Origin of the sequence: Rhizobium sp. NXC14, assembly GCF_002117485.1 — a bacterium.
Classification (GTDB): domain Bacteria; phylum Pseudomonadota; class Alphaproteobacteria; order Rhizobiales; family Rhizobiaceae; genus Rhizobium.
This window is the reverse complement of the sequence record NZ_CP021030.1, coordinates 1,585,928-1,609,110: the sequence shown is the minus strand read 5'-3', so window position 1 is coordinate 1,609,110 and position 23,183 is coordinate 1,585,928. Positions and strand designations below refer to the sequence as shown.

The 23,183-nt window shown below is 61.8% G+C and carries 18 protein-coding genes; 9 read left to right on the top strand and 9 right to left on the bottom strand.

Annotated elements, in window-relative coordinates:
• Positions 1–44 precede the first annotated feature (44 nt).
• The gene (gene aspS / locus NXC14_RS07855; RefSeq protein WP_085780031.1) at positions 45–1,835 is read right to left on the bottom strand and encodes an aspartate--tRNA ligase; all 1,791 of its coding nucleotides are present in this window, start codon (positions 1,833–1,835) and stop codon (positions 45–47) included.
• Between the two features lie 255 nt (positions 1,836–2,090).
• Here aspS and NXC14_RS07845 point away from each other — a divergent pair, with 255 nt between their 5' ends.
• The 4 genes from NXC14_RS07845 (at position 2,091) to NXC14_RS07830 (ending at position 7,362) form a co-directional block, all read left to right on the top strand.
• Positions 2,091–3,482: a multicopper oxidase family protein gene (locus NXC14_RS07845; RefSeq protein WP_085777694.1), complete on the top strand. Its 1,392-nt coding sequence runs from the start codon at positions 2,091–2,093 to the stop codon at positions 3,480–3,482.
• A gap of 131 nt (positions 3,483–3,613) precedes the next feature.
• The gene (rnd, locus tag NXC14_RS07840) at positions 3,614–4,759 is read left to right on the top strand and encodes a ribonuclease D (RefSeq protein ID WP_085777693.1); all 1,146 of its coding nucleotides are present in this window, start codon (positions 3,614–3,616) and stop codon (positions 4,757–4,759) included.
• Between the two features lie 76 nt (positions 4,760–4,835).
• Positions 4,836–5,897, top strand: coding sequence for an adenylate/guanylate cyclase domain-containing protein (locus tag NXC14_RS07835; RefSeq protein WP_085777692.1), 1,062 nt, complete (start codon positions 4,836–4,838; stop codon positions 5,895–5,897).
• 106 nt (positions 5,898–6,003) lie between these two features.
• Positions 6,004–7,362 (top strand): esterase-like activity of phytase family protein, encoded by a 1,359-nt coding sequence (locus NXC14_RS07830; protein ID WP_085777691.1) that lies wholly within the window; start codon positions 6,004–6,006, stop codon positions 7,360–7,362.
• 92 nt (positions 7,363–7,454) lie between these two features.
• On the opposite strand, the gene ppx is transcribed toward NXC14_RS07830, so the two are convergent.
• From ppx to NXC14_RS07810, 4 genes are all read right to left on the bottom strand, one after another.
• Positions 7,455–8,975, bottom strand: coding sequence for an exopolyphosphatase (gene ppx, locus NXC14_RS07825; protein WP_085777690.1), 1,521 nt, complete (start codon positions 8,973–8,975; stop codon positions 7,455–7,457).
• A gap of 11 nt (positions 8,976–8,986) precedes the next feature.
• A complete protein-coding gene (locus tag NXC14_RS07820; RefSeq protein WP_085777689.1) occupies positions 8,987–11,191 on the bottom strand; it encodes an RNA degradosome polyphosphate kinase in 2,205 nt (734 codons plus the stop codon).
• A 65-nt stretch (positions 11,192–11,256) separates the two neighbouring features.
• Positions 11,257–11,970, bottom strand: coding sequence for a DnaA regulatory inactivator HdaA (gene hdaA, locus NXC14_RS07815; RefSeq protein WP_085777688.1), 714 nt, complete (start codon positions 11,968–11,970; stop codon positions 11,257–11,259).
• A complete protein-coding gene (locus tag NXC14_RS07810) occupies positions 11,963–13,087 on the bottom strand; it encodes an AI-2E family transporter (RefSeq protein WP_085780030.1) in 1,125 nt (374 codons plus the stop codon). Before NXC14_RS07810 ends, hdaA begins: the two co-directional genes overlap by 8 nt.
• A gap of 247 nt (positions 13,088–13,334) precedes the next feature.
• Between NXC14_RS07810 and purM the strand changes: the two genes are divergently transcribed.
• The 3 genes from purM to NXC14_RS07795 all read left to right on the top strand — a co-directional run bounded on the left by purM (position 13,335) and on the right by NXC14_RS07795 (position 16,596).
• Positions 13,335–14,408 carry a phosphoribosylformylglycinamidine cyclo-ligase gene (gene purM / locus NXC14_RS07805; protein ID WP_085777687.1) on the top strand — a complete coding sequence of 358 codons (1,074 nt, stop codon included), beginning with the start codon at positions 13,335–13,337 and terminating at the stop codon, positions 14,406–14,408.
• Positions 14,405–15,076, top strand: coding sequence for a phosphoribosylglycinamide formyltransferase (gene purN / locus NXC14_RS07800; protein ID WP_085777686.1), 672 nt, complete (start codon positions 14,405–14,407; stop codon positions 15,074–15,076). Before purM ends, purN begins: the two co-directional genes overlap by 4 nt.
• 341 nt (positions 15,077–15,417) lie before the next feature.
• Positions 15,418–16,596, top strand: coding sequence for an integrase core domain-containing protein (locus tag NXC14_RS07795; protein ID WP_085777685.1), 1,179 nt, complete (start codon positions 15,418–15,420; stop codon positions 16,594–16,596).
• A gap of 86 nt (positions 16,597–16,682) precedes the next feature.
• Here NXC14_RS07795 and NXC14_RS07790 read toward each other — a convergent pair whose 3' ends face one another.
• The 3 genes from NXC14_RS07790 to NXC14_RS07780 form a co-directional block, all read right to left on the bottom strand.
• The gene (locus tag NXC14_RS07790) at positions 16,683–17,852 is read right to left on the bottom strand and encodes an alpha-D-ribose 1-methylphosphonate 5-triphosphate diphosphatase (protein WP_085777684.1); all 1,170 of its coding nucleotides are present in this window, start codon (positions 17,850–17,852) and stop codon (positions 16,683–16,685) included.
• 145 nt (positions 17,853–17,997) lie between these two features.
• Positions 17,998–18,588 carry an NUDIX domain-containing protein gene (locus NXC14_RS07785; RefSeq protein ID WP_085777683.1) on the bottom strand — a complete coding sequence of 197 codons (591 nt, stop codon included), beginning with the start codon at positions 18,586–18,588 and terminating at the stop codon, positions 17,998–18,000.
• Positions 18,585–20,789: a molybdopterin oxidoreductase family protein gene (locus NXC14_RS07780; RefSeq protein WP_085777682.1), complete on the bottom strand. Its 2,205-nt coding sequence runs from the start codon at positions 20,787–20,789 to the stop codon at positions 18,585–18,587. Before NXC14_RS07780 ends, NXC14_RS07785 begins: the two co-directional genes overlap by 4 nt.
• Before the next feature lie 16 nt (positions 20,790–20,805).
• On the opposite strand from NXC14_RS07780, the gene NXC14_RS07775 reads away from it, so the two are divergent.
• Positions 20,806–21,675 (top strand): 23S rRNA (adenine(2030)-N(6))-methyltransferase RlmJ, encoded by an 870-nt coding sequence (locus NXC14_RS07775; RefSeq protein WP_085777681.1) that lies wholly within the window; start codon positions 20,806–20,808, stop codon positions 21,673–21,675.
• A 60-nt stretch (positions 21,676–21,735) separates the two neighbouring features.
• Positions 21,736–22,332: a glutathione S-transferase gene (locus NXC14_RS07770; protein ID WP_085777680.1), complete on the top strand. Its 597-nt coding sequence runs from the start codon at positions 21,736–21,738 to the stop codon at positions 22,330–22,332.
• An 87-nt stretch (positions 22,333–22,419) separates the two neighbouring features.
• On the opposite strand, the gene NXC14_RS07765 is transcribed toward NXC14_RS07770, so the two are convergent.
• Complete coding sequence (locus NXC14_RS07765) at positions 22,420–23,055, bottom strand: outer membrane protein (protein WP_085777679.1); 636 nt, start codon at positions 23,053–23,055, stop codon at positions 22,420–22,422.
• Between the last annotated feature and the right edge of the window lie 128 nt (positions 23,056–23,183).

The following is a 23,183-nucleotide window of genomic DNA, read 5'->3' as shown; positions in this document are numbered from 1 at the left end:
GCGACTGCGGCCGCCGGGCTTTTCCATTCGACAATAAGCCGAACTCAGTCCTTCTTGACCGGCGGGATCGGCCGGATCGCGAGTTCTCGCAGCTGCGTAGGCGTCGCCGGGCTTGGGGCGCCCATCAGCAGGTCCTGAGCCTGCTGATTCATCGGGAAGAGCGAGATTTCGCGCAGGTTCTTCGCGCCGACGAGCAGCATGATGATGCGGTCGATGCCGAAGGCGGCGCCGCCATGCGGAGGTGCGCCATACTGGAAGGCGCGGTAGAGGCCGCCGAAACGGTCCTCGACGTCCTGCTGGCTGAGGCCGACCTTCTCGAAGGCGGCAACCATGGTTTCCGGCGACTGGTTGCGGATCGAACCCGAGGCGATCTCGAAACCGTTGCAGACGGCGTCATATTGGAAGGCCTTGATCGTCAAAGGATCCTGGTTCTGCAGCGCGTCGAGGCCACCCTGCGGCATCGAGAACGGGTTATGAGCGAAATCGACCTTCTTTTCTTCCTCGCTCCATTCGAAGAAGGGGAAGTCGACGATCCAGCAGAGCTCGAACCGGTCGCGGTCGACGAGGTTGAGTTCTTCGCCGGCCTTGGTGCGGGCCTCGCCCGCAAACTTATAGAATTTTTCCGGCTCTCCGGCGACGAAGAAACAGGCGTCGCCGTCATCGAGGCCGAGCTGAGTGCGGATCGCATCGGTGCGCTCCTCGCCGATGTTCTTGGCAAGCGGTCCGGCGCCTTCGAGCTTATCGCCTTCCTTGCGCCAGAAGATGTAGCCGAGGCCCGGCTGGCCCTGGCTCTGCGCCCAGGCGTTCATGCGGTCGCAGAAAGCACGCGAGCCGCCTGTTTTGGCAGGGATCGCCCAGATCTGGACCTTCGGGTTGGAGGCGATCATGCCGGCGAAGACCTTGAAGCCGGAGCCGGCGAAATGCTCGGTCACCGCTTCCATGACGATCGGGTTGCGCAGATCAGGCTTGTCGGAACCGTATTTGCGGATCGCCTCGTCATAGGGGATGCGCGGCCATTCCTTGGTGACCGGCTTGCCTTCGGCAAACTCCTCGAACACCTTGGTCATCAGCGGACCCATCGTGTTCCAGACGTCTTCCTGGGTGACGAAGCTCATTTCGAGGTCGAGCTGGTAGAATTCGCCCGGCAGGCGATCGGCGCGCGGATCTTCGTCGCGGAAGCACGGCGCGATTTGGAAGTAGCGGTCGAAGCCTGCGACCATCAGCAGCTGCTTGTACTGCTGCGGCGCCTGCGGCAGAGCGTAGAAGGTGCCGGGATGAATACGGCTCGGCACGAGGAAGTCGCGCGCACCTTCCGGCGAGGAGGCAGTCAGGATCGGCGTGGTATATTCGGTGAAGCCAGCGCTGCCCATTTCACGGCGCATGGCCGAAATCACCTGGGTGCGCTTGACGATGTTCTTGTGCAGGGTTTCGCGGCGAAGATCGAGGAAGCGATACTTGAGGCGAACGTCTTCCGGATAATCAGGTTCGCCGAAGACTGGTAGCGGCAACTCCTTGGCGGCGGAGAGCACTTCGATCTCCTGGGCGTAGAGCTCGATCTCGCCGGTCGCCATGTTCTTGTTGACGGTGTCTTCGGTACGAGCCTTGACGAGGCCGTCGATGCGGATGACCCATTCGCCACGCACCGTTTCCGCTGTCTTGAAGGCCGGGCTATCCGGGTCGGCGACCACTTGGGTGATGCCGTAATGGTCGCGAAGGTCGATGAAGAGAACGCCGCCATGGTCGCGAACGCGATGGACCCAGCCGGCGATGCGGACGGTCGAGCCGACATCCGTCTTGCGGAGGGCGGCACATGTGTGGCTGCGGTAGCGATGCATAATCTCAAATCCTGGCATGTGGCTGAAGACGGCAGCAGGGGTTCGAAGACCCTCCCGCGCCGACAAGAAAATCGGGCGGAAAAGCGCATGGACGCTCCGATTTGTCAAGGCTTGGCGCGCCCCGCCCCTGGGTTTGGCATGCGTTTATGGCGAGGCTGCGACCCACAGGCTGCGGCAGTTTGGCCGTGTTTCCCGTATTGATGAAGATGCGGCTCAACTTTAAAAGGATCGGCATCCCGATCCTGGAGCCGCCGCATGCCTCTGCTGACCCGCCGCAACCTTCTGAAGGCATCCGCCGTCGCGGGCGCCTATGGCGCCGGCGTCGCCGTTGCGGGCAAATTCGGGCTTGCCGAGGCGGCGCTGGAACCGCAGCTGCTGATGGCTGTAAAAACCGAGGCCATGCTGACCGAGGCGGGTCCGACCAGGGACATCATGAGCTGGGGCCATGACGGCATGCCGCCGGTTCTGCGGATGACCAAGGGGCGGCCCTACGCGGCAAGGCTGAAAAACGGGCTCGACGAGCCGACGACGATCCATTGGCACGGGCTTCGCATCGACAACCGCATGGATGGCGTGCCCTTCGTGACGCAGCCCTATATCTATACCGGCGATAGCTTCGATTATGCCTTCACGCCGCCGGATGCCGGTACCTACTGGTATCATCCGCATTGCAACACGCTGACGCAGATGGGACACGGCATGACCGGCATGCTCGTCGTCGAGGATCCGGCCGATCCGGAATTCGATGCAGAAGTGCTGCTCAATCTGCGCGACTGGCGTCTCGGAGGCGACGGGCAGTTCATCGCGCCCTTCCGGCCGCGCGACGCTGCCAAGAGCGGCACCTACGGCACGGTGCGCACGGCCAACTGGCGCCAGGAGCCGCAATATGATGCGCCGGCCGGCGGGTTGGTGCGGCTGCGCATTGCCATCACCGACGTGACCCGCATCTTCTCGCTGAAGATGGCGAGCGCAGATGCGACCGTCATCGCAATCGACGGCAATCCGGTGCCGAAACGCTTCCCCCTGGACCTCCTGCAGATCGGGCCGGGCCAGCGGCTCGATCTCGCCGTCCGCATGCCGGATGGCGAAGGCGCCGTCGCGACACTGGAAGACATTCGCGGCACGGCACCGAAGACGATCGCCAGCCTGCGTGCCGTCGGAGCATCGCTGAAGCGCGACATCGGCGATCTCGGGCCTCTTGTCCGAAATCCTGTCCCGAAGGCCGATCTTTCCGCTGCCGAACAGATCCCGCTGGTGTTGAGCGCCACTGCGGAAAATGCCGCCGTGGAGAGCATCTGCGGCACGCTCGGCTACAGCTTCTGGGCGATCAACAAGGTGCCCTGGCCCGGGGACACGCCCGATCCGACGGCGCCGCTGGCGGAACTGAAGCTCGGCAGGAGCTATGTCTTCAACCTTGAGAACACCACGCCGCACGCGCATCCGATCCACCTGCACGGAATGAGTTTCACGGTGATCTCCTCCTCGACGCGGGAGGTGATGCCACTGGTGTCCGACACCTACCTCGTCCAGCCTGATGAGAAGGTGCAATTGGCCCTCGTCGCCGACAATCCCGGCGACTGGGTGCTGCATTGCCATATCATCGAACATCAGAAGACCGGAATGACCAGCTATATCAGAGTGAGCTGAAGCATTCGCCTTGCCTCAGTTTGGACGTGATTCTTCTTCAGCAATGCTCGAAGCTTATGCTGTTGTATTGACATATCGAAGCGAAAGGAGAAGGAAGGTTCAACCGACCTTTTCCTTGCGAATGAAATGATATGATCGAAACCACCGCCGAATTGGCGGCCGCCTGCAAAGAGCTGGCCAAGTCCGACTTCATCACCATCGATACCGAATTCCTGCGTGAGACGACCTTTTGGCCGGAGCTTTGCCTGATCCAGATGGCAAGCCCGACATTGGAGGTTCTCGTCGATCCGCTGGCGAAGGGCATTGATCTCGCCCCCTTCTTCGAGCTGATGGCGGACACGAAAGTGTTGAAGGTCTTTCACGCGGCGCGCCAGGACATCGAAATCATCTTCAACCGCGGCAACCTCATTCCGCATCCGATCTTCGACACGCAGGTCGCGGCCATGGTCTGCGGTTTCGGCGACAGCGTCTCCTACGACCAGCTGGTCAGCCGCATCAAGAACGTCCATATCGACAAGTCGTCGCGTTTCACCGACTGGAGCCGCCGGCCGCTCTCCGAAAAGCAGCTGGAATATGCGCTGGCCGACGTCACCCATTTGCGCGACGTCTACCTGTCGCTGAGCGCAGAACTCGACCGCGAAGGCCGCACGTCGTGGCTGCGCGAGGAAATGGACATTCTCGAAGCGCGCGAAACTTACGACATGCATCCCGATGACGCCTGGCAGCGTCTGAAGATGCGCCTGCGCAAGCCGCAGGAGTTGGCGGTCCTGAAATACGTCGCCGCCTGGCGTGAGCGCGAGGCACGGGCCCGCAATGTACCGCGTTCGCGCGTCTTGAAGGACGATGCGATCTATGAGGTCGCCCAGCAGCAGCCTAAGGATGCCGAAGCGCTCGGCCGCTTGCGCACAATTCCGAAGGGCTGGGAGCGTTCGGCCGCCGGGACGGCGGTCGTCGAAGCGGTCAATGCGGCGCTCGCCCTACCGAAAGCCGAGATGCCGCATGTGCCTCGTCAGGCACAGGCGCCGGAGGGCGCAGCTGCCGCCGTCGAACTCTTGAAGGTGCTGCTGAAGCTGATCTCCGAAAAACATGGCGTGGCGCCAAAGGTGATCGCCAACAGCGAGGATCTCGACAAGATTGCCGCCGATGGCGAGAACGCCGATGTCGCTGCCCTGCATGGCTGGCGGCGCGATCTTTTCGGCGAGCCCGCACTGCAGCTGATCCAGGGGCAGATCGGATTGCGTTTCGCCGGAAGGAAGGTTGAAACCGTCAGCCTCTGAAACCAAGCTGAATTCGCTTGACGCTTTTTTCCCAACTGAAACAATGGCTGGAGGAAACCTCAGGCGAAGAGGCGGCATGCGGGAAATATCTCCAACGCAGAACTGGATCTTGATCGCGATCGTGCTGGCTGCGAGCGGCGTCATCTACGATCTGATGTTCTACTCCAATCAGACCCCGGTCATCGGGGCGATCTTCGCGCTCTTTATCGGCATGCCGATTCTCGCCTTCGAGCGCAAGGTGCTGTTTCGCACCCTCTACCGACGGATCCAGAGGCTGCCGACCTTCGTGTTCATCATCACGGAGCTGGTGATCTACGAGATCCTGATGAGCATGGGCTTCGCCTGCGCCGGCCTCCTGCTCTGGTCGCTCGGCATGCTGAAGCCGTCGTCGTTCATCGATCTCGTCGTCATGCCGTTCGAGGTCTTCCTCTATGCGCTTGCCGTCTGCTCGGCACTGATCTTCATCCTGCGCGTGCGGGAATTGCTCGGCCGCGAAGTATTCGTCAGCATGCTCATCAGCCGCTATCGCAATCCGGTCAAGGAAGAGCGTGTCTTCCTCTTCATCGATCTCGTCGATTCGACAGCTTTCGCGGAAAAGCACGGCGACCTCAGGGCACAGCAGCTGCTGAGCTCGCTGTTTGCGACCTTCGCGGAGCCGGTCCGGCGCCACAAGGGCATGATCAACGACTATGTCGGTGATGCGGCGATCATTACCTGGCCGCTTGCCCGCGGCGTCAAGGATGCGCGCTGCGTTCGCTGCATCTTCGATATCCTCGCCGATATCGAAGCCAATGCCGCCGGCTGGCGGAAAAATTACGGCCAGGTGCCGAAGCTTCGCGTAGCCCTTCATGGCGGCGAGATCATTACGGCGGAAGTCGGCGTCGACCACCACAAAATCAGCTATTTTGGCGATACAGTGAATACGACCGCCCGGCTGGAGACGCTCTGCCGCAGCCTTAACCGGCAGGTGCTGATCTCCGCGGAGCTGGCCCGGCGCATGACTTTTCCCGACGACATTTCCTGCGAAGATCTCGGGATCCATGCCGTCAAGGGACGCGGCCAGGCACTCGGCGTCATGGCGCTGTCCTCGCGTGCGGTGACCGTCCTGAACACGCCCGCAGTCGTTCTGCACGGCTGAGCAAGTCCATTTATCACCCGTCACCAAAGCTTCACCCAACCGTCAATTCGCTGACACGGAAGCCCTGTTAAGCGGAAGCCATTCGCATCCGTTCCATGGGGATATTATGAAGAACGTCCTTTTTGCTTCCGTATCGCTTTTCATCCTGACTGCCGGCCCCGTTTCGGCCGACCAGCAGCAGTTCCCGGCCAATCTCGCCGGCCAGGCGATCCTGCCAGCCAATACCATGGTTCCTGCTCCGGCCGACGCCCCCGAATTCCTCAAGCATTCCGGCAAGTTCACGACGCCGGACCGCAAGCGCACCGAAGCACTCGGCAGCGTTCCCGGCAAGGACGGCGCGCGCGTGACCGACCTCAAGCTTCCGTTCGACGGCCAGCCGATCCAGGGTTTCTCGGGCATCAAGACGATGGCCGACGGGACCTTCTGGACGCTCTCGGACAACGGCTCCGGTTCCAAAGCCAACTCTTCCGACTCCATGCTGTTCCTGCATCAGATGAAGTTCGACTGGACTGCCAACAAAGCTGAGGTCGTCAAGAACCTCTTCCTCTCCGATCCAAACAAGATCGCTCCGTTCCCGATCGTGCTCGAAGGCACAGAAAAGCGTTACCTCACCGGTGCCGACTTCGACATCGAATCGATCCAGCCGGTTGCCGACGGCTTCTGGCTGGGCGACGAGTTCGGTCCCTATATCCTCAAGGTCGATACCGAAGGTCGCCTGACGGACGTGATCCCGACGACGGTCGACGGCAAGGCGGTGCTTTCGCCCGACAACCCGCTGATCCAGCTGCCGGGCAATCCGGCCGCCAAGATGCCGGTCTTCAACCTGAAGCGCTCCGGCGGCTTCGAAGGCCTTGCCATGTCGAAGGACGGATCCAAGCTCTACGGCCTGCTCGAAGGCGCCATCTACAAGGATGACGGCACAATGGAAACGGCTGACGGCCATACGGCCATCCGCGTCATCGAATTCGACGCTGCCTCCAAGAAGTGGACCGGCCGCAGCTGGCTTTATCCGTTCGAAGACAAGGGTGTATCGATCGGTGATTTCAACATGCTTGACGACTCCACCGCTCTCGTCATCGAGCGCGACAGCGGCGCCGGCACCAGCGATAAGGCCTGCGCCGACCCGAAGCAGCCCAAGCCGGATTGCTTCGAAGCTCCGGCGGTGCTGAAGCGCGTCTACAAGATCGAGTTCAACGACGCCAATGTCGGCAAGGCCGTCCGCAAGATCGGCTATATCGACCTCCTGAACATCCAGGACCCCGACAACAAGAAGAAGGCCGGCAACAAGGACGGCGTCTACGACATGCCGTTCGTCACGATCGAAAACGTCGACCGCGTCGACGCCACGCACATCATCATCGGTAACGACAACAACCTGCCCTTCTCGGCCGGCCGCGCCGTCGACAAGGCCGACAATAATGAGTTCAGCCTGCTTGAGGTTGGTGAGTTTTTGAACGCGAAGTAATTTGGGCTCTAATGTGAGATTGAGAGGGCGGCGCGTCAGTGCCGCCTTTGTTGTTGCGGGCGTGCCGTGCGGCACAACCACCGCAAATCAACCTACTCGAACCGGAACGCCAGCCTCTTGTTCGTCAGCCTCGACAGCTGCTGCAGGCGACCGTCCAGGCGTTCGCCGGCGAAATCGCGGTATTCCGGCGGCACCACGAATTCGAGGTCGAAGTCCGGGTTCGACGATTTGCGGAAGGTCAGGTTCTTGACGACGCCGGGCATGGAGGCCGAGAAGAGGTAGACGACGCGCAGCATGCCGCCGAGCAGCTTGGCGCGCTCGATGAACTGCGGGGTGGCGATCTGCGCCAGCGGGCCGGTGGCGCCGTCGTCATGCAGCCCCTCGAAACGGTAATAATTGGTGAGCGCGATGAAGGCGCGACCGGGATGGCTGATGCCGACGAAGGACGAGTGGGCAATGACGTTCAGCGCCTGCAGGCCACGGTAATCAGGATGGGCGCGCCAGCTGATATCGGCGAGCAGACAGGCGGCCTGGCGATAGCGGCTTTCCTCTTCGGTTTCCTGAACGTCGAAGAAAGGCATCATACGGCCGGTCCATTCCGCCAGTTCGCGGGCGTGCTCCGGCGAACGGGCACGCAGGATTGCCAGTTCGCCCGCAGCGGCCAACAGCGGATCGGCGCGGCGCTCGGCCTCAGACAGCAGCGAATAAAGATATCCCTCGCGCACGCCCTGCGCCGAGAAGGAAATCACAGACGGCTTCATCACGCTCAGCACCTCCTTCATGGCGACGGCGCCGAAGGGCAGCAGCGAGCGGCGGTGCTTGGAAACGGCCTGCAGCGCCGGCTCGCGCGAATCGCGCGCGGTCATCACCTGTTCGAGGAACAGCATCATCGCTTCAAGCGATACCTCATAGCCCTGCATCATATGCAGCGGATAATTGGTGATCTCCATGTGCAGCTTGGCGATGTTTCGCCAGGTGCCGCCGACGGCGTAGAAGGTGCGCCCCTCGCCGTTCGTCAAAAGCTTTGCCGTCTTCAGCTGCTTGCGGGCGAAGTCACGCGCTTTGGAAAGAGAACCGCCGGCATATTCCGACAGGCGCAAACCGCCGAGGGGCAGCGTAATGCCCTTGCCGACCTCCTTGCCCTTGATGTCGATCAATTCAAGAGAGCCGCCGCCGAGGTCACCGGCAATGCCGTCAGGATTGAAGAAACCGCTGATGATGCCGAGCGAGGCGAAACGAGCCTCCTCCTCGCCCGAGAGCACCCGGACGTGGCGCTGCAGGATCGTCTCGGCTTGATGGATGAAATCGGGGCCGTTGCTCGCCTCACGGGCGGCGGCCGTCGCCAGCACATACATGGTGGCGGCCCGCGCCTGATCGGATAGGGCCTTGAAACGGTGGAGCGCCGCCAGAGCCCGAGCGACGCCCTCTTCATCCATCTTGCCGGTGACGGCTATGCCTTTGCCGAGGCCGCAGAGGACCTTTTCGTTGAAGAGGATCGTAGGCGAACGGGACAGGCCTTCGTAGACGACAAGACGAATGGAATTCGATCCGATGTCGACGACGGAGACCGGGGCGATCCCTGGAAGGCGCCCCTGGGCTTCAGATTCAACCATATGGTCCAGTTTTACTTGTTGTTGCGGCCTTCGAGCAGGCCGGCGATCAGTTTCGGCGCGCTTGATTTCAGAGCTTCACCACGGCCTGACAGGCTCGGATTGGTCATGAAATACTGTTGCGCATTGAACGGCTCCTCGCCCCTGCGCACTTCCATGCGCCGCGACGTACCGTCGGGCAATATCTCGTAGCTTTGTTGATTGTCAATCACGTTGCCGAGCATAATCTGTGACAAGACCTGCTCATGAACAGTCGGATTTGTCAGCGGAACCATGGTCTCGACGCGGCGGTCGAGATTTCTCGGCATCATGTCGGCCGAGCCGATGTAGACCAGCGCCTTGTCGGAAGGCAGGCCATGGCCGTTGCCGAAGCAGAAGATGCGGCTATGCTCGAGGAAGCGGCCGATGATCGACTTGACGCGGATCTTCTCCGAGAGACCGGGCACTTGGGGACGCAGGCAGCAGATGCCGCGCACGACGAGATCGGTCTCGACGCCCGCGTGGCTGGCGCGATAGAGCGCATCGATAATGTCGGGGTCGACGAGCGCGTTCATCTTCATCCAGATCGCCGCCGGCCTGCCGTTCCTGGCGTGTTGAATCTCTTCATCGATGTGACGCAGGATGCGCGGGCGCAAGGCATTGGGAGAGACGGCGATCTGCATTCCTTCTTCAGGTTCGCCGTAGCCGGTGATGAAGTTGAAGATGTTCGCCATGTCGTGGGCGATGACGGAATTGCAGGTGAAATAGGAGAGATCCGTATAGATCTTGGCGGTGATCGGGTGGTAGTTACCGGTTCCCAAGTGACAGTAGGTTCTGAGCTTGCCTTCCTCGCGGCGGACGATCATAGACATCTTGGCGTGGGTCTTGAGCTCGATGAAACCGAAAACGACCTGCACGCCGGCGCGTTCGAGATCGCGTGCCCAGCGGATATTCGCCTCTTCGTCGAAGCGGGCCTTGAGCTCCACCAGCGCTGTCACCGACTTGCCGGCTTCAGCGGCATCGACCAGAGCGCGGACGATCGGGCTGTCGTTCGAGGTGCGGTAAAGCGTCTGCTTTATCGCCAGAACGTCAGGATCGCGCGCAGCCTGGAGAAGGAACTGGACCACTACATCGAAGGATTCATAGGGGTGATGGACGACCATGTCCTTCTCGCGGATGGCGGCGAAGCAGTCGCCGGCATGTTCGCGGACGCGCTCGGGAAATCGCGCATTGTAGGGCTGAAACCTGAGATCGTCGCGCGGCGCCTTGGTGATCTCCGACAGAGTGTTCAGCGCCAGGAGCCCCGGCAGAACGGCGACGCGATTGTCAGGGATGCTGAGCGCCTGCACGACGAACTGGCGCAGCGAGGCCGGCATTTCCGAATCGGTCTCGATGCGGATGACCTTGCCGCGACGGCGTCGCTTCAGTGCGGTTTCGAAAAAGCGCACGAGATCCTCGGCCTCTTCCTCGACTTCGATATCACTGTCGCGGATGACGCGGAACGTACCGGAACCCTGCACCTCGTAACCGGGGTAGAGCCTGTGGATGAAGACGTTGGCGACATCTTCCAGCGTGATGTAGCGGATCGTGTTCCCATCATCGGGCAGCCGGACGAAGCGGTCGAGCGCCACCGGCAGGCGCAGCAGCGCCGTCATCGGCTCGCGGCCATTCTTGCTGACGAGCTGCAGCCCGATCGAAAAACCGAGATTGGGAATGAAGGGGAACGGATGGGCCGGATCGATGGACAGCGGCGTCAGCACCGGGAAGATCGCCTGTTCGAATTCGGCGGCAAGCCACTGGCGGTCTGCATCACTCAGGGCGCCCGGGCGCACGATCAGAATGTCTTCCTTGGCGAGATACTGCTGCAGCACGGCGAGCGAAGCCTGCTGCTCCATTTGCAGATGGTCGATCTCCTGCAGAATCGAATCCAGCTGTTCGGCCGGTGTCTTGCCGTCGGGGCTGCGGATGGCGATGTTCTGGCGTACCTGGCCCTCGAGGCCGGCGACACGCACCATGAAGAACTCGTCGAGGTTGGCTGCCGAAATCGACAGGAAGCGGACGCGCTCGAGCAGCGGATGCTCGGTATTCAGCGTCTCTTCCAGGACGCGCCGGTTGAACTGCAGCCAGGAGAATTCGCGATTGATGAAGCGCTCGGGGCTCGCCAGCAGTTCTTCCAGCGGGGGGACATTGTCGTTGGTTTCCGGAGTGAGTTCCTGATGTTCTGCGACTGCGCTGTCCATGGTCCGCTTACCCCGTTTTCAATCGCGACGGCAATTATATCAGTTTCACGACGGATCTGTGACAGTCAATCGGCCAGTTCCGAATTTCCCAATTCATTCAATACCTCGGCAGCAAGAGACCGGGTGATTTTCGTGCCCCGCGACAGGGCCAGCCGGTCGAGCCTTTCGACGATCATCTGGGCCGCGTTCAGCGACCGCTCCATCCGGTTGACGATATAGAGCACGAGTTTGTCATCTATATAAAGCTGCCGGTCGGCGAAGAGCTTGACGATCACCTGCGACAACAGGGCTTCATCCGGCTCACCGATCTCGACGACAGTGGCGGCCTTGAGGCGAGAGCGCAGATCCGGCAGCAGGACCGGCCACGACATCGGCCAGAGACGGCTTGTCATCAGGAGGCTGGTGCCGTTTTCGCGCACGCTGTTGATGACGTGGAAGAGCGTGTTGTCGTCGAAGCCGAGACGATCGGCATCCTCGAACAAGACAGGGCCGTTCGCCGCCGTGACCGCGGCATTGGAGCCGGCCTTGGGGTGAATGATCTCCGCTCCGCTGTGTTCTTTCCAGATCCCGGCCAGGTGCGATTTTCCGGATCCTACCGGACCGGCGAGGACAACGACCGGTGACGGCCAGTTCGGCCATGCATCGACGATCGAAACGGCGGCGGCGAGACGCTCCGAGATCAAGAGATCGTCGCGGCCGGTTGCAACATCATGTGAAAAGGCCAAGGGAAGCTGCTCTCCGGCCTTGCGCTTCGGATCAGCGTTCTTCACGTCATTCATTAGGTACTGATTTCGTCTTCCGGGCGCGGCCGCCTGATGACCCGCCAAAATAAAGATCGCTCTGAAGGTAGCGCGAAAGCGCGAAGCGGACAAGGACACCGACGGCCGCGGCGGCCGGCACGGCGACCAGAAGCCCGACGAATCCGAAGAGCGCGCCGAAGGCAAACAGCGCAAACATCAACCAGACCGGATGCAGGCCGACGCTGGAGCCGACGAGCTTCGGCTGCAGGATGTTGCCTTCGAGGAACTGGCCGCTGAAGAAGACGGCGAGCACCAGCCCGATCCAAGGATAATCCGGCCAGAACTGCACGAGTGCCACGCCCACAGCGAGAATGAGGCCGACTAGCGAGCCGACATAGGGAATGAAGCTGATCATGCCGGCGAAGAGGCCGATCAGCAGGCCGAAATTCAGCCCGACCAGGGAGAGGCCGGCGGCATAATAGACGCCAAGAATGAGGCAGAGCGAACCCTGGCCGCGAATGAAGCCGGCGATCGCCTGATCGACTTCCTTGGCAATCTGGCGGACATCGCCGACATAATCGCGCGGGATCCACTGGTCGACCTTGGCAACCATGCGGTCCCAATCGAGCAGGATATAGAAGGCGACGACGGGGGTGACGACGAGCAGCGATATGACGTCGACGATCGCTTTGCCGGAATTCCAGAGCTGCGCGAAAAGCCCTGTAAGGAAGCCCATGCCTTCGGAGAGGATGCCGGAGAGATTGTCCTTGATCGTGCCGGCCTGGCTCTTGACCCAGTCCGGCAGCAGCGAATTCTGCGTCTGGGTGACGAACTGCTGCAATTGGCTGATATAACCCGGCAACCGCTCGGCGAAATCATTGAACTGGCTAATGAGCACGGGAATGAGGATCATCAGCGCCAAAGCGAAGACGACAACAAAGGCAATGAGGATGACGATGGTCGCCATCATACGGCTCAGGCCGAGCCGCTGCAGCCTGTCCGCCACCGGGTCCAGGAAATAGGCAATCGCCATGCCGGCGACGAAGGGCAGCAGGATCGAGCTGAAGACATAGAGGAAGGCGATGAAGAAGACGAGCACGGCCAGCCAGAAGAATATCTGGCGCTTCAGACTATTGCCGCTGACATGCTGTGGCATCGCTTCCCCGCTGATCGCTCGCCGCCGCCCAAACGCCGCGCCCGATCCGGCGCGGCCATCAAGCACATAGGATGCAGGCGCAAAGATGGTCAACCCTGTCACATCAAATCCCGGAAAGCCTCGGGGGAGACGTGGGAAATTGGGGGCTTTTGCCATGCGACGCTTGCATAAAGGCCCCTGTCATGCAATTGCGACCGGCAGATGACGCGGCGCGTCCGCCGCCCGGAAATAGCCATCGGAGACCAGCATGAGCCAGTCTGGAAAAAACGGCCTGACCTATAGCGATGCGGGCGTCGACATCGATGCCGGCAACCTCCTCGTCGAAAAGATCAAGCCGGCGGTGCGCTCGACGCGCCGCCCGGGCGCCGACGGCGAGATCGGCGGCTTCGGCGGGCTCTTCGATCTCAAGGCGGCGGGCTTCACCGACCCGGTTCTCGTCGCTGCCAATGACGGCGTCGGCACCAAGCTGAAGATCGCGATCGACGCCGATTACCACGACACCGTCGGCATCGACCTCGTCGCCATGTGCGTCAACGATCTCGTGGTCCAGGGCGCCGAGCCGCTGTTCTTCCTTGATTACTTCGCGACCGGCAAGCTCGACCCCGACCAGGGTGCTGCAATCGTCGGCGGCATTGCGGCGGGCTGCCGCGAGGCGGGCTGCGCGCTGATCGGCGGCGAGACGGCCGAGATGCCCGGCATGTATTCCTCCGGCGATTACGATCTCGCCGGCTTTGCCGTCGGTGCTGCCGAACGCGGCAAGCTGCTGCCCTCAGGCGATATCGCCGAGGGCGACGTGATCCTCGGCCTTGCCTCCTCTGGCGTCCATTCCAACGGCTTCTCGCTGGTGCGCAAGATCGTCGAACTGTCCGGCCTCGGCTGGGATGCGCCGGCGCCGTTCGCCGAAGGCAGGAAGCTTGGCGAAGCGCTGCTCGAACCGACCCGCATGTATGTGAAGCCGCTCCTGAAGGCGATCCGCGAGACGGGCGCGCTGAAGGCACTCGCCCACATCACCGGCGGCGGCTTCCCGGAAAACATTCCGCGCGTGCTGCCGAAATATCTGGCCGCGGAGATCGATCTTGGCGCCGTCAAGGTCCCGCCGGTCTTCTCGTGGCTCGCCAAATCTGGCGGCGTCGAGGCGAAAGAAATGCTGCGCACCTTCAACTGCGGCATCGGCATGATCGTCGTCGTCGCCGAAGAGAACGCCGCCGCGGTATCGCAGGCGCTTGAAGCCGAAGGCGAAAAGGTCGTCACGCTCGGCCGCATGATTGGCCGCGCCGAAGGCGCTGCCGGCACGGTCTACAAGGGTACGCTTGCCATATGAGCGCGCCGCGCAAACGCGTCGTCGTCCTGATCTCCGGCGGCGGCTCCAACATGATGGCGCTGGTCGCGGCGGCGAAAGCGGCCGACTATCCGGCCGAAATCGTCGGCGTCATTTCCGATAAGCCGGACGCCGGCGGGCTCGCGAAGGCAGCGGCCGAGGGCATTGCCACCTTCGTCTTTCCTCGCAAGGAATATGCCAGCAAGGAGGCGCACGAGGCGGCGATCTTTTCTGCGCTCGACACGCTTTCGCCCGACATCCTGTGTCTCGCCGGATACATGCGGCTGCTGTCGGCGACCTTCATCCAGCGGCATGAAGGCCGGATGCTCAACATCCACCCTTCCCTGCTGCCGCTGTTTCCTGGGCTGCATACCCATCAGCGCGCCATCGACGCCGGCATGCGCATCGCCGGCTGCACCGTGCATTTCGTCACCGAAGGCATGGACGAAGGGCCGACGATCGGCCAGGCGGCGGTGCCGATCCTTTCCGGCGATACGGCCGAAAGCCTGGCCGCGCGGGTGCTCACCGTCGAACACCAGATCTATCCGCAGGCGCTGCGGCTCTTTGCCGAAGGCCGTGTGGCGATGGACGGCGGCAAGGCGGTGGGCGCTGAGGTTTCGCTTGCCGTGCCGAAGGGGCAACTGATTTCTCTGATCGGCGACCGCGCATAAAAGGCATTTTCATGCCACGCGGCTCAGACTGCTAACAAAGCCCGGCACGTCGCTATGCTCGGACTTGTCTTAGTCCTGCCATTTCGAAAGCTGCCCCTCATCCGGCTGCCGCCACCTTCTCTCCGCTCGCGGGGCGAAGGGGATATGCCGCACCCTCTCCGGTCCCACTCGCTCTCGCAGGGCACGTCCCCTCGCCCCGTTTACGGGGAGAGGGTTAGGGTGAGGGGCAACCATCGGGTACAGCCCGGGCTGATACCTGACAGAATGAACCGGGTTGATGGTCGACAAGTCATAGTGTGTCGGAGGGAGGGCTTCCGACGCCATTTGTGGAGACTTGTCGCATGGAAGAACGTGTTCGGATGCTGTCGGCCTATGCTTTGGGGCACTGGAGTGTGAGAGATCTTTGCCGACGCTACGGTGTGAGCCGGGATACATTTTACGCCTGGCGCAAACGGCAGATGAGCGGAGCGCCGGATTGGTTTGTCGATCGGTCGCATGGCACGGTTTCGTGCCCGCATCGCACGCCGTCAGCCCTTGCCGATGAGGTGATTGCGCTACGCCGGCGGTTTCCGCATATGGGGCCGCGCAAGCTGCTGGCGCTGTTGCAGCGCCAGTCTGCGCAGACCGCTTGGCCGGCGGCCTCGACGATCGGCGACATCCTCAAACGGGCAGGCCTTGTGGACACTGCCAAGCGGCGACGCAGGGCACTGGACCAAAGCCGGCCGTTCACCGAGGCAACACAAGCCAATGACGAATGGAGCGTGGACTTTAAGGGCTGGTTCCGCACCCGCGACCAACAACGCATCGATCCACTGACGATCAGCGACAGCTATAGCCGTTTTCTGATCGATGTCCAAATTGCTCCACAGACCATCGACGGCGTGCGGCCTGTCTTCGAACGAGCCTTTCGCACCCATGGGCTACCGTTTGCGATCCGCTGCGACAATGGTTCGCCTTTCGGCAGCCATGGGGCCGGCGGCCTGACCCGATTATCGACTTGGTGGATCAAGCTCGGCATCGAGGCGCACTTCATCTCGCCGGCATCGCCCCAGGAGAACGGCAGGCACGAGCGCATGCATCGTACTCTCAAGGCCCAGACATCCAAGCCACCGGCCGATAATGCCGGCCAACAGCAGGCCCGTTTCGATGCCTTTCGCCGGCACTACAATGAGGAGCGCCCGCATGAAGCGCTGGGTCAACGACCACCGGCCGATCTCTATCGACCCTGCCAGCCGCGTGTGATGCCCGAGCGTCTCGACGATCCCTGGTATGATGCCGATCATCAAGTGCGTCGCGTGCGAGACAACGGTGAGATCAAATGGAAGGGAGGCCGACTCTTTGTCAGCGAAGCCCTTGCCGGCGAACTCGTCGGCCTGAGCGAGCTCGAAAACGGTGACCACGTCGTGCGCTTCTGCAACCGCGACATAGGCCTCATCGGCCCGGACGGACGCTTTCGTCGCTTCGCTCCGCCGCGACCGCCCGGGCCGATGAGGCCTAAAGCAGCACATACGACAGAATGAAAACTGTCAGGTATCATCCCGGTCCAAAATGTCGATCATCAACCCGGTCGTTCAATCGGCACGAACCGCAGTTTTGGGAAAATGCATTAAGCCGCCAGCGCCCGCAGCGGATGCAGCGTGCCGTCGCTGTAGACGAAGCGGCCGGCGCGGAAGGTGGCGCGGATGCGGTTGATGTCGCCGGGTTCGACCGCCACCAAATCGGCGCGCTGACCGATGGCGATCTCGCCGCGATCCATCAGGCCAGCGGAGCGGGCGGCGTTGCCGGTCGCCATGGCGACGGCTGCTGGCAGGCCCCCTTCCACCGTATCGGCAAGCTTGAATATGCCGGGGACGAAGGCGGCCGGATGATAGTCTGCGGCGATGATGCTTAGCAGCCCGGTCCTTGCAGCGTCGAGGGCGCTGAGATTGCCTGACATCGACTGGCCGCGCAGGGCGTTCGGCGCGCCCATCAGCGTCCAGAGGCCGCGGCGGCGTGCTTCCTCGGCCGCAGGAGCGGTGACCGGAAACTCGCTGATGGTGACGCCGAGGTGATGCATCTCGGCGACCTTCTCGACACTGTCATCGTCATGCGAGGCCAGCGACAGCTTGTGCTTCAGCGACAGCGCGACGATTTCCTTCAGCTTCGCCTCGATCTCGGGATTGTTGCGCATGGCGATGCGCTTGGCGACGATTTCGGCGGCCATTTCCTCGGAGATGGCGCGGCGCTCGGAAATGCTGAGGATGTAGCTCTGCAGGTTGTTGTACTGGCCCTGGCCCGGCGTGTGGTCGGTCAGCGACACCATGTCGATCTGATCGGCATTCAGCAGCCGCTCGAGTGCGGGAGCGGCGCCGACATTGGTGATTTCATAGCGGGCATGAACGCGGTGGTCGATCAGGAGGTCATCACGCAGCCGGTTGATGCCCTCGATCACCGCCGACGTCGTCTCAAGCGAGCGGACGTGGCCATAGACGCTTTCCGTGGCGAAAGAGACCGCGGCAAAGGCTGTGGTCACACCGGCGGCGGCAAGCTTCTTGTCGAGTTCGTGGATGCCGAAATCGATCGGCATCGTCGCGTTCGGCCGTGGGGCGATCTCGCGCTCGATCATGTCGCCATGCAGGTCGACGAAGCCCGGCATCAGCAGCCGGCCGCCGCCATCGATCGCAGCTCCGGCAACCGGCTCCGGCCGGATCTCGGCGATGGCGCCGTCCTCAACACGCACGGAACCTTTGCTCACCACCTCGCCCGGGAGAACGAGGGTGAAATTGCTGAGCCACATGGGCTTTCTCCTGACCGCATCCGATGATCGACAAACCGCAGCGGATAGAACCGCTTCGTGACAAACGTATGAATTTACGCGCCGGCAATTTAATGCCGGAGCCGACTTGGGTGATCGAACGATCCCCCCAAGACATCCCAACTCGCTATCTGATCCTATCCCGGTTCAACGCGGCCCATTGCAAAAGCATGATCGTCTTGGCGTCGAAAATCTCGCCGGTCTCGATCATCCCTGCAGCGTCGTCGAGCGGGATTTCGAGAACCTCAATATCCTCATGCTCCTCGTCCAGACCGCCGCCTTCGGCGACGCGATCGGCGGTGTCGATCAGGGCTGCGAAGAAGTGGACGACTTCGCTAATGGCGCCCGGCGACATGTAGCATTTAAAGAGGAAGCGCGCCTTGCGCAGGCGATAGCCGGTCTCCTCCATCGCCTCGCGGCGTATCGCCGTCTCGGGGTGATCGTTATCGAGAAGGCCGGCCGGCACTTCGATAACCCAGGCGGGATCGCCGTTCAGATGCACGGCAAGACGGAACTGGCGGACAAGGACGACCAGATCGCGTTTCGGATCATAAAGCAGAATGCAGGCGGCCGGCGTGCGGTGGTAGACCTCCCGCTTCAACCGCTGGGTCGCGCCGTTACGGTCGATATAGTCGAGCAGATAGCTGCTCAACCGCGTCCACCCATTCGACAGTATTTCCTCGCCGACGATCTTCACCCGTGATTTCGGCTGCATCATGCTGCGTCCTTGCGAAGCCAGACCTTGTTGTCATGTACCGCCGCTCCGCCATAAGGCGCGACCGGATCGGCGCCCGTCAGGACGTTGATGCCCTCGCCGTCGACATGCGCCTTGTTCGGCCAGAGGCCCTCGGCAATCAGAACGCCCGGTTTCACCTCCGTGGTGATACGGGCGTGGATGCGGAGATCGCCGCGGCTGTTGCCGATGCGGACGAGATCGCCGTGGGCGACACCGTTGGCTTCGGCATCGACAGGATTGATCATCACCTCGGGACGGCCCTCTTTCTGACGAGACGTCTTGGTCTCCGAAAAGCTCGAATTCAGGAAGTTGCGCGCCGGCGACGTGGCGAGACGGAAGGGATGCTCTGGATCGGCAACTTCGATGACATCGACCTGATCGGGGAAGACCGGAAGCTCGGCATGCGGCCCGAGCGCGCCGATGGCGGCCGGCGGCTTGTTCGGTGCGGGCTGGTTGATCCAGTCGGGGCGGAAATGGAACTTGCCGTCGGCATGAGCAAAGCCGTTCAGGAAGTGGGCGTCCTCGAAAGCCGGCTGGCGATCGAACCATTTGTGTTCGAGGAAATGATCGTAATCCGGCAGGTCGCTCGATCGGAGGATGCGGTCGATCATCTCGCGGGCGGTAAAGCCGAAGCCGGGACGATCGGCGACGCCGAGGCGTTTTGCCAGTTCCTCGATGACGAAGAGATTGGTGCGCACGGTCGGCGGCGGCTCGACCAGCTTCGGTCCCAGCAGGATGTGGTTCTGGCCGCCGGCGCGGTAGATATCGTCGTGCTCAACGAACATGGTCGCAGGAATGACGATATCGGCGATGTCGGCCGTTTCGGTCATGAACTGCTCGTGGACGGCGACGAAGAGATCGTCGCGGCCAAAGCCGCGCCTCACGAGACGCTGCTCGGGAGCGATGTTGGCGGGATTGGTGTTCTGGATCAGCATCGCCGTCACCGGACCACGATGGCGCAGCGCCACCGGATCTCCGGTCAGCACCCGGCCGATCTGCGACTGGTCGAGCATGCGGATATCGCCGTCCTTCATCGACCGGCCGGTCAGTTCCGCATTATTCATGCGGAAGATATCGCTGTTCGAATGGAAGGCGCCGCCGCCCTCATATTGCCAGGAGCCGAGAACGGTGGCGACCGACGCGGCCGCATGCATGGCGACCGCGCCGTTGCGCTGGCGGGTGAAACCGTAGCCCAAGCGGAAGAAGGTCTTCTTCGTCGTGCCGACGAGGCGGGCAAAGGCTTCGATCTCCTCGACCGACAGACCAGTGATCGCAGCGGCCCATTGCGGCGTCTTCGTCCTCAGATGCGCTTCGAGACCCTGGGGATCGTCGGCATATCTCGCCATGTAGTCACGATCGGCATAGCCATCCCGGAAGGCGATGTGCATGGTGGCGCAGGCGAGCGCAGCATCGGTGCCAGGCTTGACGATCAACGCCATGTCGGCCTGCTTCAGCGTCGGATTGTCATAAATGTCGATGACGACAATCTTGGCGCCACGCTCTTTGCGTGATTTGACGGCGTGGGTCATGACGTTGACCTGGGTCGAGACCGCATTGGTGCCCCAGATGACGACGCAATCGGTGCGGCCCATCTCGCGCGGATCAGGCCCACGGAGCGTGCCGGTTGCCATGGTAAAGCCGGTCCAGGCCGGATTGGTGCAGATCGACGAGAAGAAGCCGGAATAGCGCTTGGCGTGGCGCAGCCGATCGATCGAATCGCGCTGCACCCACCCCATGGTGCCGGCATAAAAATAGGGCCAGATGGCCTCGCTGCCGTCCCTTGCCTCGGCCTTCACGAAGGCTTCGGCGATTTCGTCAAGCGCATCGTCCCAGGAAATCTGCTGCCACTGCCCTGCCCCCTTGGCGCCAGTGCGGCGCAGGGGATGCAGCAGCCGGTCGGGATGATAGAGCCGTTCGGCATAACGGGCGACCTTGGCGCAGATGACGCCCGAGGTGTAGGAATGGTCGCCGGCGCCGCGCACGCGTCCGATGCGGCCGTCCTCCGATATCTCAACCTCCAGCGCGCAGGTGGAGGGACAGTCGTGCGGACAGGCCGTGTGGCCGATCTTGCTGTCCAGCTTCGGGGATTTGGCGTCAATGGGGGTCGCAATGTTCATGGCATTTGTATATGCCAAGGCCTGCATGGCCAAAAGCCAGAAAAACTTCCCATGACGTGAATTCATACGGACATCAGCGAAAATGAACTACCGCCACATCTACCACGCGGGCAATTTTGCCGATGTGCTGAAACATGCCGTGCTGGCGCGGCTGATCCTTTACATGCAGAAGAAGGAGGGCGCCTTCCGCGTGCTCGACACGCATGCCGGCATCGGCCTCTACGATCTCTCTTCCGAGGAAGCGCAGAAAACCGGCGAGTGGCAGGCTGGCATCGGCAAACTGATGGAGGCCGACCTCGGGCCTCAGGTTTCCGAGCTGCTGGAGCCCTACCTCTCGGCAATCCGCGAACTCAATCCCGAGGGGGGCATCCGCTTCTATCCCGGATCGCCGAAACTTGCGCGCATGCTGTTCCGGCCGCAGGACCGGCTGTCGGCGATGGAGCTGCATCCCGAGGATTACGCCCGCCTGCACCGGCTGTTCGAGGGCGATCACCACGTCCGCATCACCGAACTCGACGGCTGGCTGGCGCTCGGCGCGCATCTGCCGCCGAAGGAAAAGCGCGGCATCGTGCTCGTCGACCCGCCCTTCGAGGAAGAGGACGAGTATGAACGCCTGGCCAAGGGACTCGAAAAGGCCTATCGCCGCTTTCCCGGCGGTACCTACTGCCTTTGGTACCCGTTAAAGAAGGGCGCGCCGATCAAGGAACTCCACGAGGCTCTGCAGGCACTCGACATCCCGAAGATGCTTTGCGCCGAACTCACCGTGCGCAGCGACCGCGGCATGACCGGACTGACCGGCTCCGGCCTCGTCATCGTCAATCCGCCATTCACACTCAAGGATGAGTTGCACCAGATGCTTCCGGCGTTGAAGGACCATCTTGCTCAGGACCGCTTCGCCTCCCACCGCGCCTTCTGGCTGCGCGGCGAAAACAAGACGATCAAGAGCGATTGACCGGGCAAGCTGCTTCGGGAATAGTCCGTCCCACCGCCCCATAGTCTCACCAGGTGTTCCATGAAGCTCCTCTGCTCACCGGCCTCGCCCTATTCCAGCAAGGTGCGGATGGCCGCACATTTTCTGGGAATCGAGTTGAACGCCATCCGGGTCGATACCAATACCGGGCCGGCGATCCTGGTGGACAACAATCCACTCGGGAAAATTCCGACGCTTCTGACGGAGGAAGGCGCTTCGATCTTCGACAGCGTGGCGATCATGCATTATTTCGACCGGCTGACGAATGGTGGCCTCTACCCGTCCAAAGACGGCAAACGCACGGATGCGGAAGTGCTTGAGGCGCTCTGCGACGGTATTTGCGACTGCCTGCTTACCATCGTCTACGAGCGCCGCTTCCGTGACGAGGAGAAGGTTCACCAGCCCTGGATCGACCGGCAATGGAAGAAGGTGACGGCCGGGCTTGCTCATCTCAGCGCCAAGCCGCCGAAACTCGGCAAGAAGCTCAATGGCGGACATTTCGCCCTGGCCGCCACGCTCGACTATCTCGACCTACGCTTCAAGGACCAGTGGGAAGCCGATCACGCGACGCTGGTCGACTGGCTGGCGCAGTTCGAAATGAAATTCCCTGCTCATCGCGAGCTCAAAGCCAGCGCCTGATCCGGAGCTGAAACGGAGCACCGGACAGCAGACAGCAAAAAGCCGGGCGATGAGCCCGGCTTCTGCATATTGGGATGTTCAATCGGCTTAGAACTTCACGCCGATACCGAGCTTGACGCTGTTCTCGTCGTAACCGCGCGAGAAGCTGCCGGAGTCGAGGTCGTAGTCCTTGCTCTGGTAGTCGGTGTAGCGATATTCCAAGCGCGTCGTGATGTTATTTGTCACGAAGGCTTCGACACCGGCGCCGACCGTGTAACCGTAGTTCGTCTTGCTTTCGTCCGAGGTGCCGTCGGAAACCTTGACGTTGCCGAGGGCAAGACCAGCCGTACCGTAGAGCAGGAAGGGATTCATGTCGTAGCCGACGCGGCCGCGGACGGAGCCGTTCCAACCATACTTGTTCTTGACGCCGCCCGAGGAGACGTCATCGCCGCTGTAGCCGAGATCCGATTCAACGCCGTAAACGATCTGGCCTGCTTGCCAATTGTAACCGGTGAAGACCTGGCCGCCGAAACCATAGGTGTGGCGGTCGGAACCGAAGTCACCCATGTTGTAGGTGCCGGCGCCGCCGAGATAGAAGCCTTCCCAGTTGCCGGCCGGCTTGACCGGGGCGTCCTGGGCAACCGGCGCTTCCGGAACCTGGTCGACGGCATCAGCCGCCTGAGCTGCCGAAACGCCCGCGATTGCAAGAGCAGAGGCCATGAGGCCAGCAATGAGTACACGCATACTTTTCTCCTTTCAGTCCCGCGCCGCTTTCATCTGTCTATCAGCGAAGCATTGGCGGGGAAATTGCCAGATGTCCCTTCCGGATCGAGACTGAAATTGGAACTGAAATGCGGATTTGAAAGAGCCAA

Bases quoted from the DNA above. Each gene is read 5' to 3' on its own strand.
- NXC14_RS07835 (WP_085777692.1), top strand. From the start codon at position 4,836: ATGCGGGAAATATCTCCAACGCAGAACTGGATCTTGATCGCGATCGTG.
- NXC14_RS07845 (WP_085777694.1), top strand. From the start codon at position 2,091: ATGCCTCTGCTGACCCGCCGCAACCTTCTGAAGGCATCCGCCGTCGCG.
- NXC14_RS07795 (WP_085777685.1), top strand. From the start codon at position 15,418: ATGGAAGAACGTGTTCGGATGCTGTCGGCCTATGCTTTGGGGCACTGG.
- NXC14_RS07775 (WP_085777681.1), top strand. From the start codon at position 20,806: ATGAACTACCGCCACATCTACCACGCGGGCAATTTTGCCGATGTGCTG.
- NXC14_RS07780 (WP_085777682.1), bottom strand. From the start codon at position 20,789: ATGAATTCACGTCATGGGAAGTTTTTCTGGCTTTTGGCCATGCAGGCC.
- aspS (WP_085780031.1), bottom strand. From the start codon at position 1,835: ATGCATCGCTACCGCAGCCACACATGTGCCGCCCTCCGCAAGACGGAT.
- hdaA (WP_085777688.1), bottom strand. From the start codon at position 11,970: ATGAATGACGTGAAGAACGCTGATCCGAAGCGCAAGGCCGGAGAGCAG.
- NXC14_RS07765 (WP_085777679.1), bottom strand. From the start codon at position 23,055: ATGCGTGTACTCATTGCTGGCCTCATGGCCTCTGCTCTTGCAATCGCG.
- NXC14_RS07790 (WP_085777684.1), bottom strand. From the start codon at position 17,852: ATGTGGCTCAGCAATTTCACCCTCGTTCTCCCGGGCGAGGTGGTGAGC.
- rnd (WP_085777693.1), top strand. From the start codon at position 3,614: ATGATCGAAACCACCGCCGAATTGGCGGCCGCCTGCAAAGAGCTGGCC.
- purN (WP_085777686.1), top strand. From the start codon at position 14,405: ATGAGCGCGCCGCGCAAACGCGTCGTCGTCCTGATCTCCGGCGGCGGC.
- NXC14_RS07830 (WP_085777691.1), top strand. From the start codon at position 6,004: ATGAAGAACGTCCTTTTTGCTTCCGTATCGCTTTTCATCCTGACTGCC.
- NXC14_RS07770 (WP_085777680.1), top strand. From the start codon at position 21,736: ATGAAGCTCCTCTGCTCACCGGCCTCGCCCTATTCCAGCAAGGTGCGG.
- NXC14_RS07810 (WP_085780030.1), bottom strand. From the start codon at position 13,087: ATGCCACAGCATGTCAGCGGCAATAGTCTGAAGCGCCAGATATTCTTC.
- purM (WP_085777687.1), top strand. From the start codon at position 13,335: ATGAGCCAGTCTGGAAAAAACGGCCTGACCTATAGCGATGCGGGCGTC.
- NXC14_RS07820 (WP_085777689.1), bottom strand. From the start codon at position 11,191: ATGGACAGCGCAGTCGCAGAACATCAGGAACTCACTCCGGAAACCAAC.
- NXC14_RS07785 (WP_085777683.1), bottom strand. From the start codon at position 18,588: ATGATGCAGCCGAAATCACGGGTGAAGATCGTCGGCGAGGAAATACTG.
- ppx (WP_085777690.1), bottom strand. From the start codon at position 8,975: ATGGTTGAATCTGAAGCCCAGGGGCGCCTTCCAGGGATCGCCCCGGTC.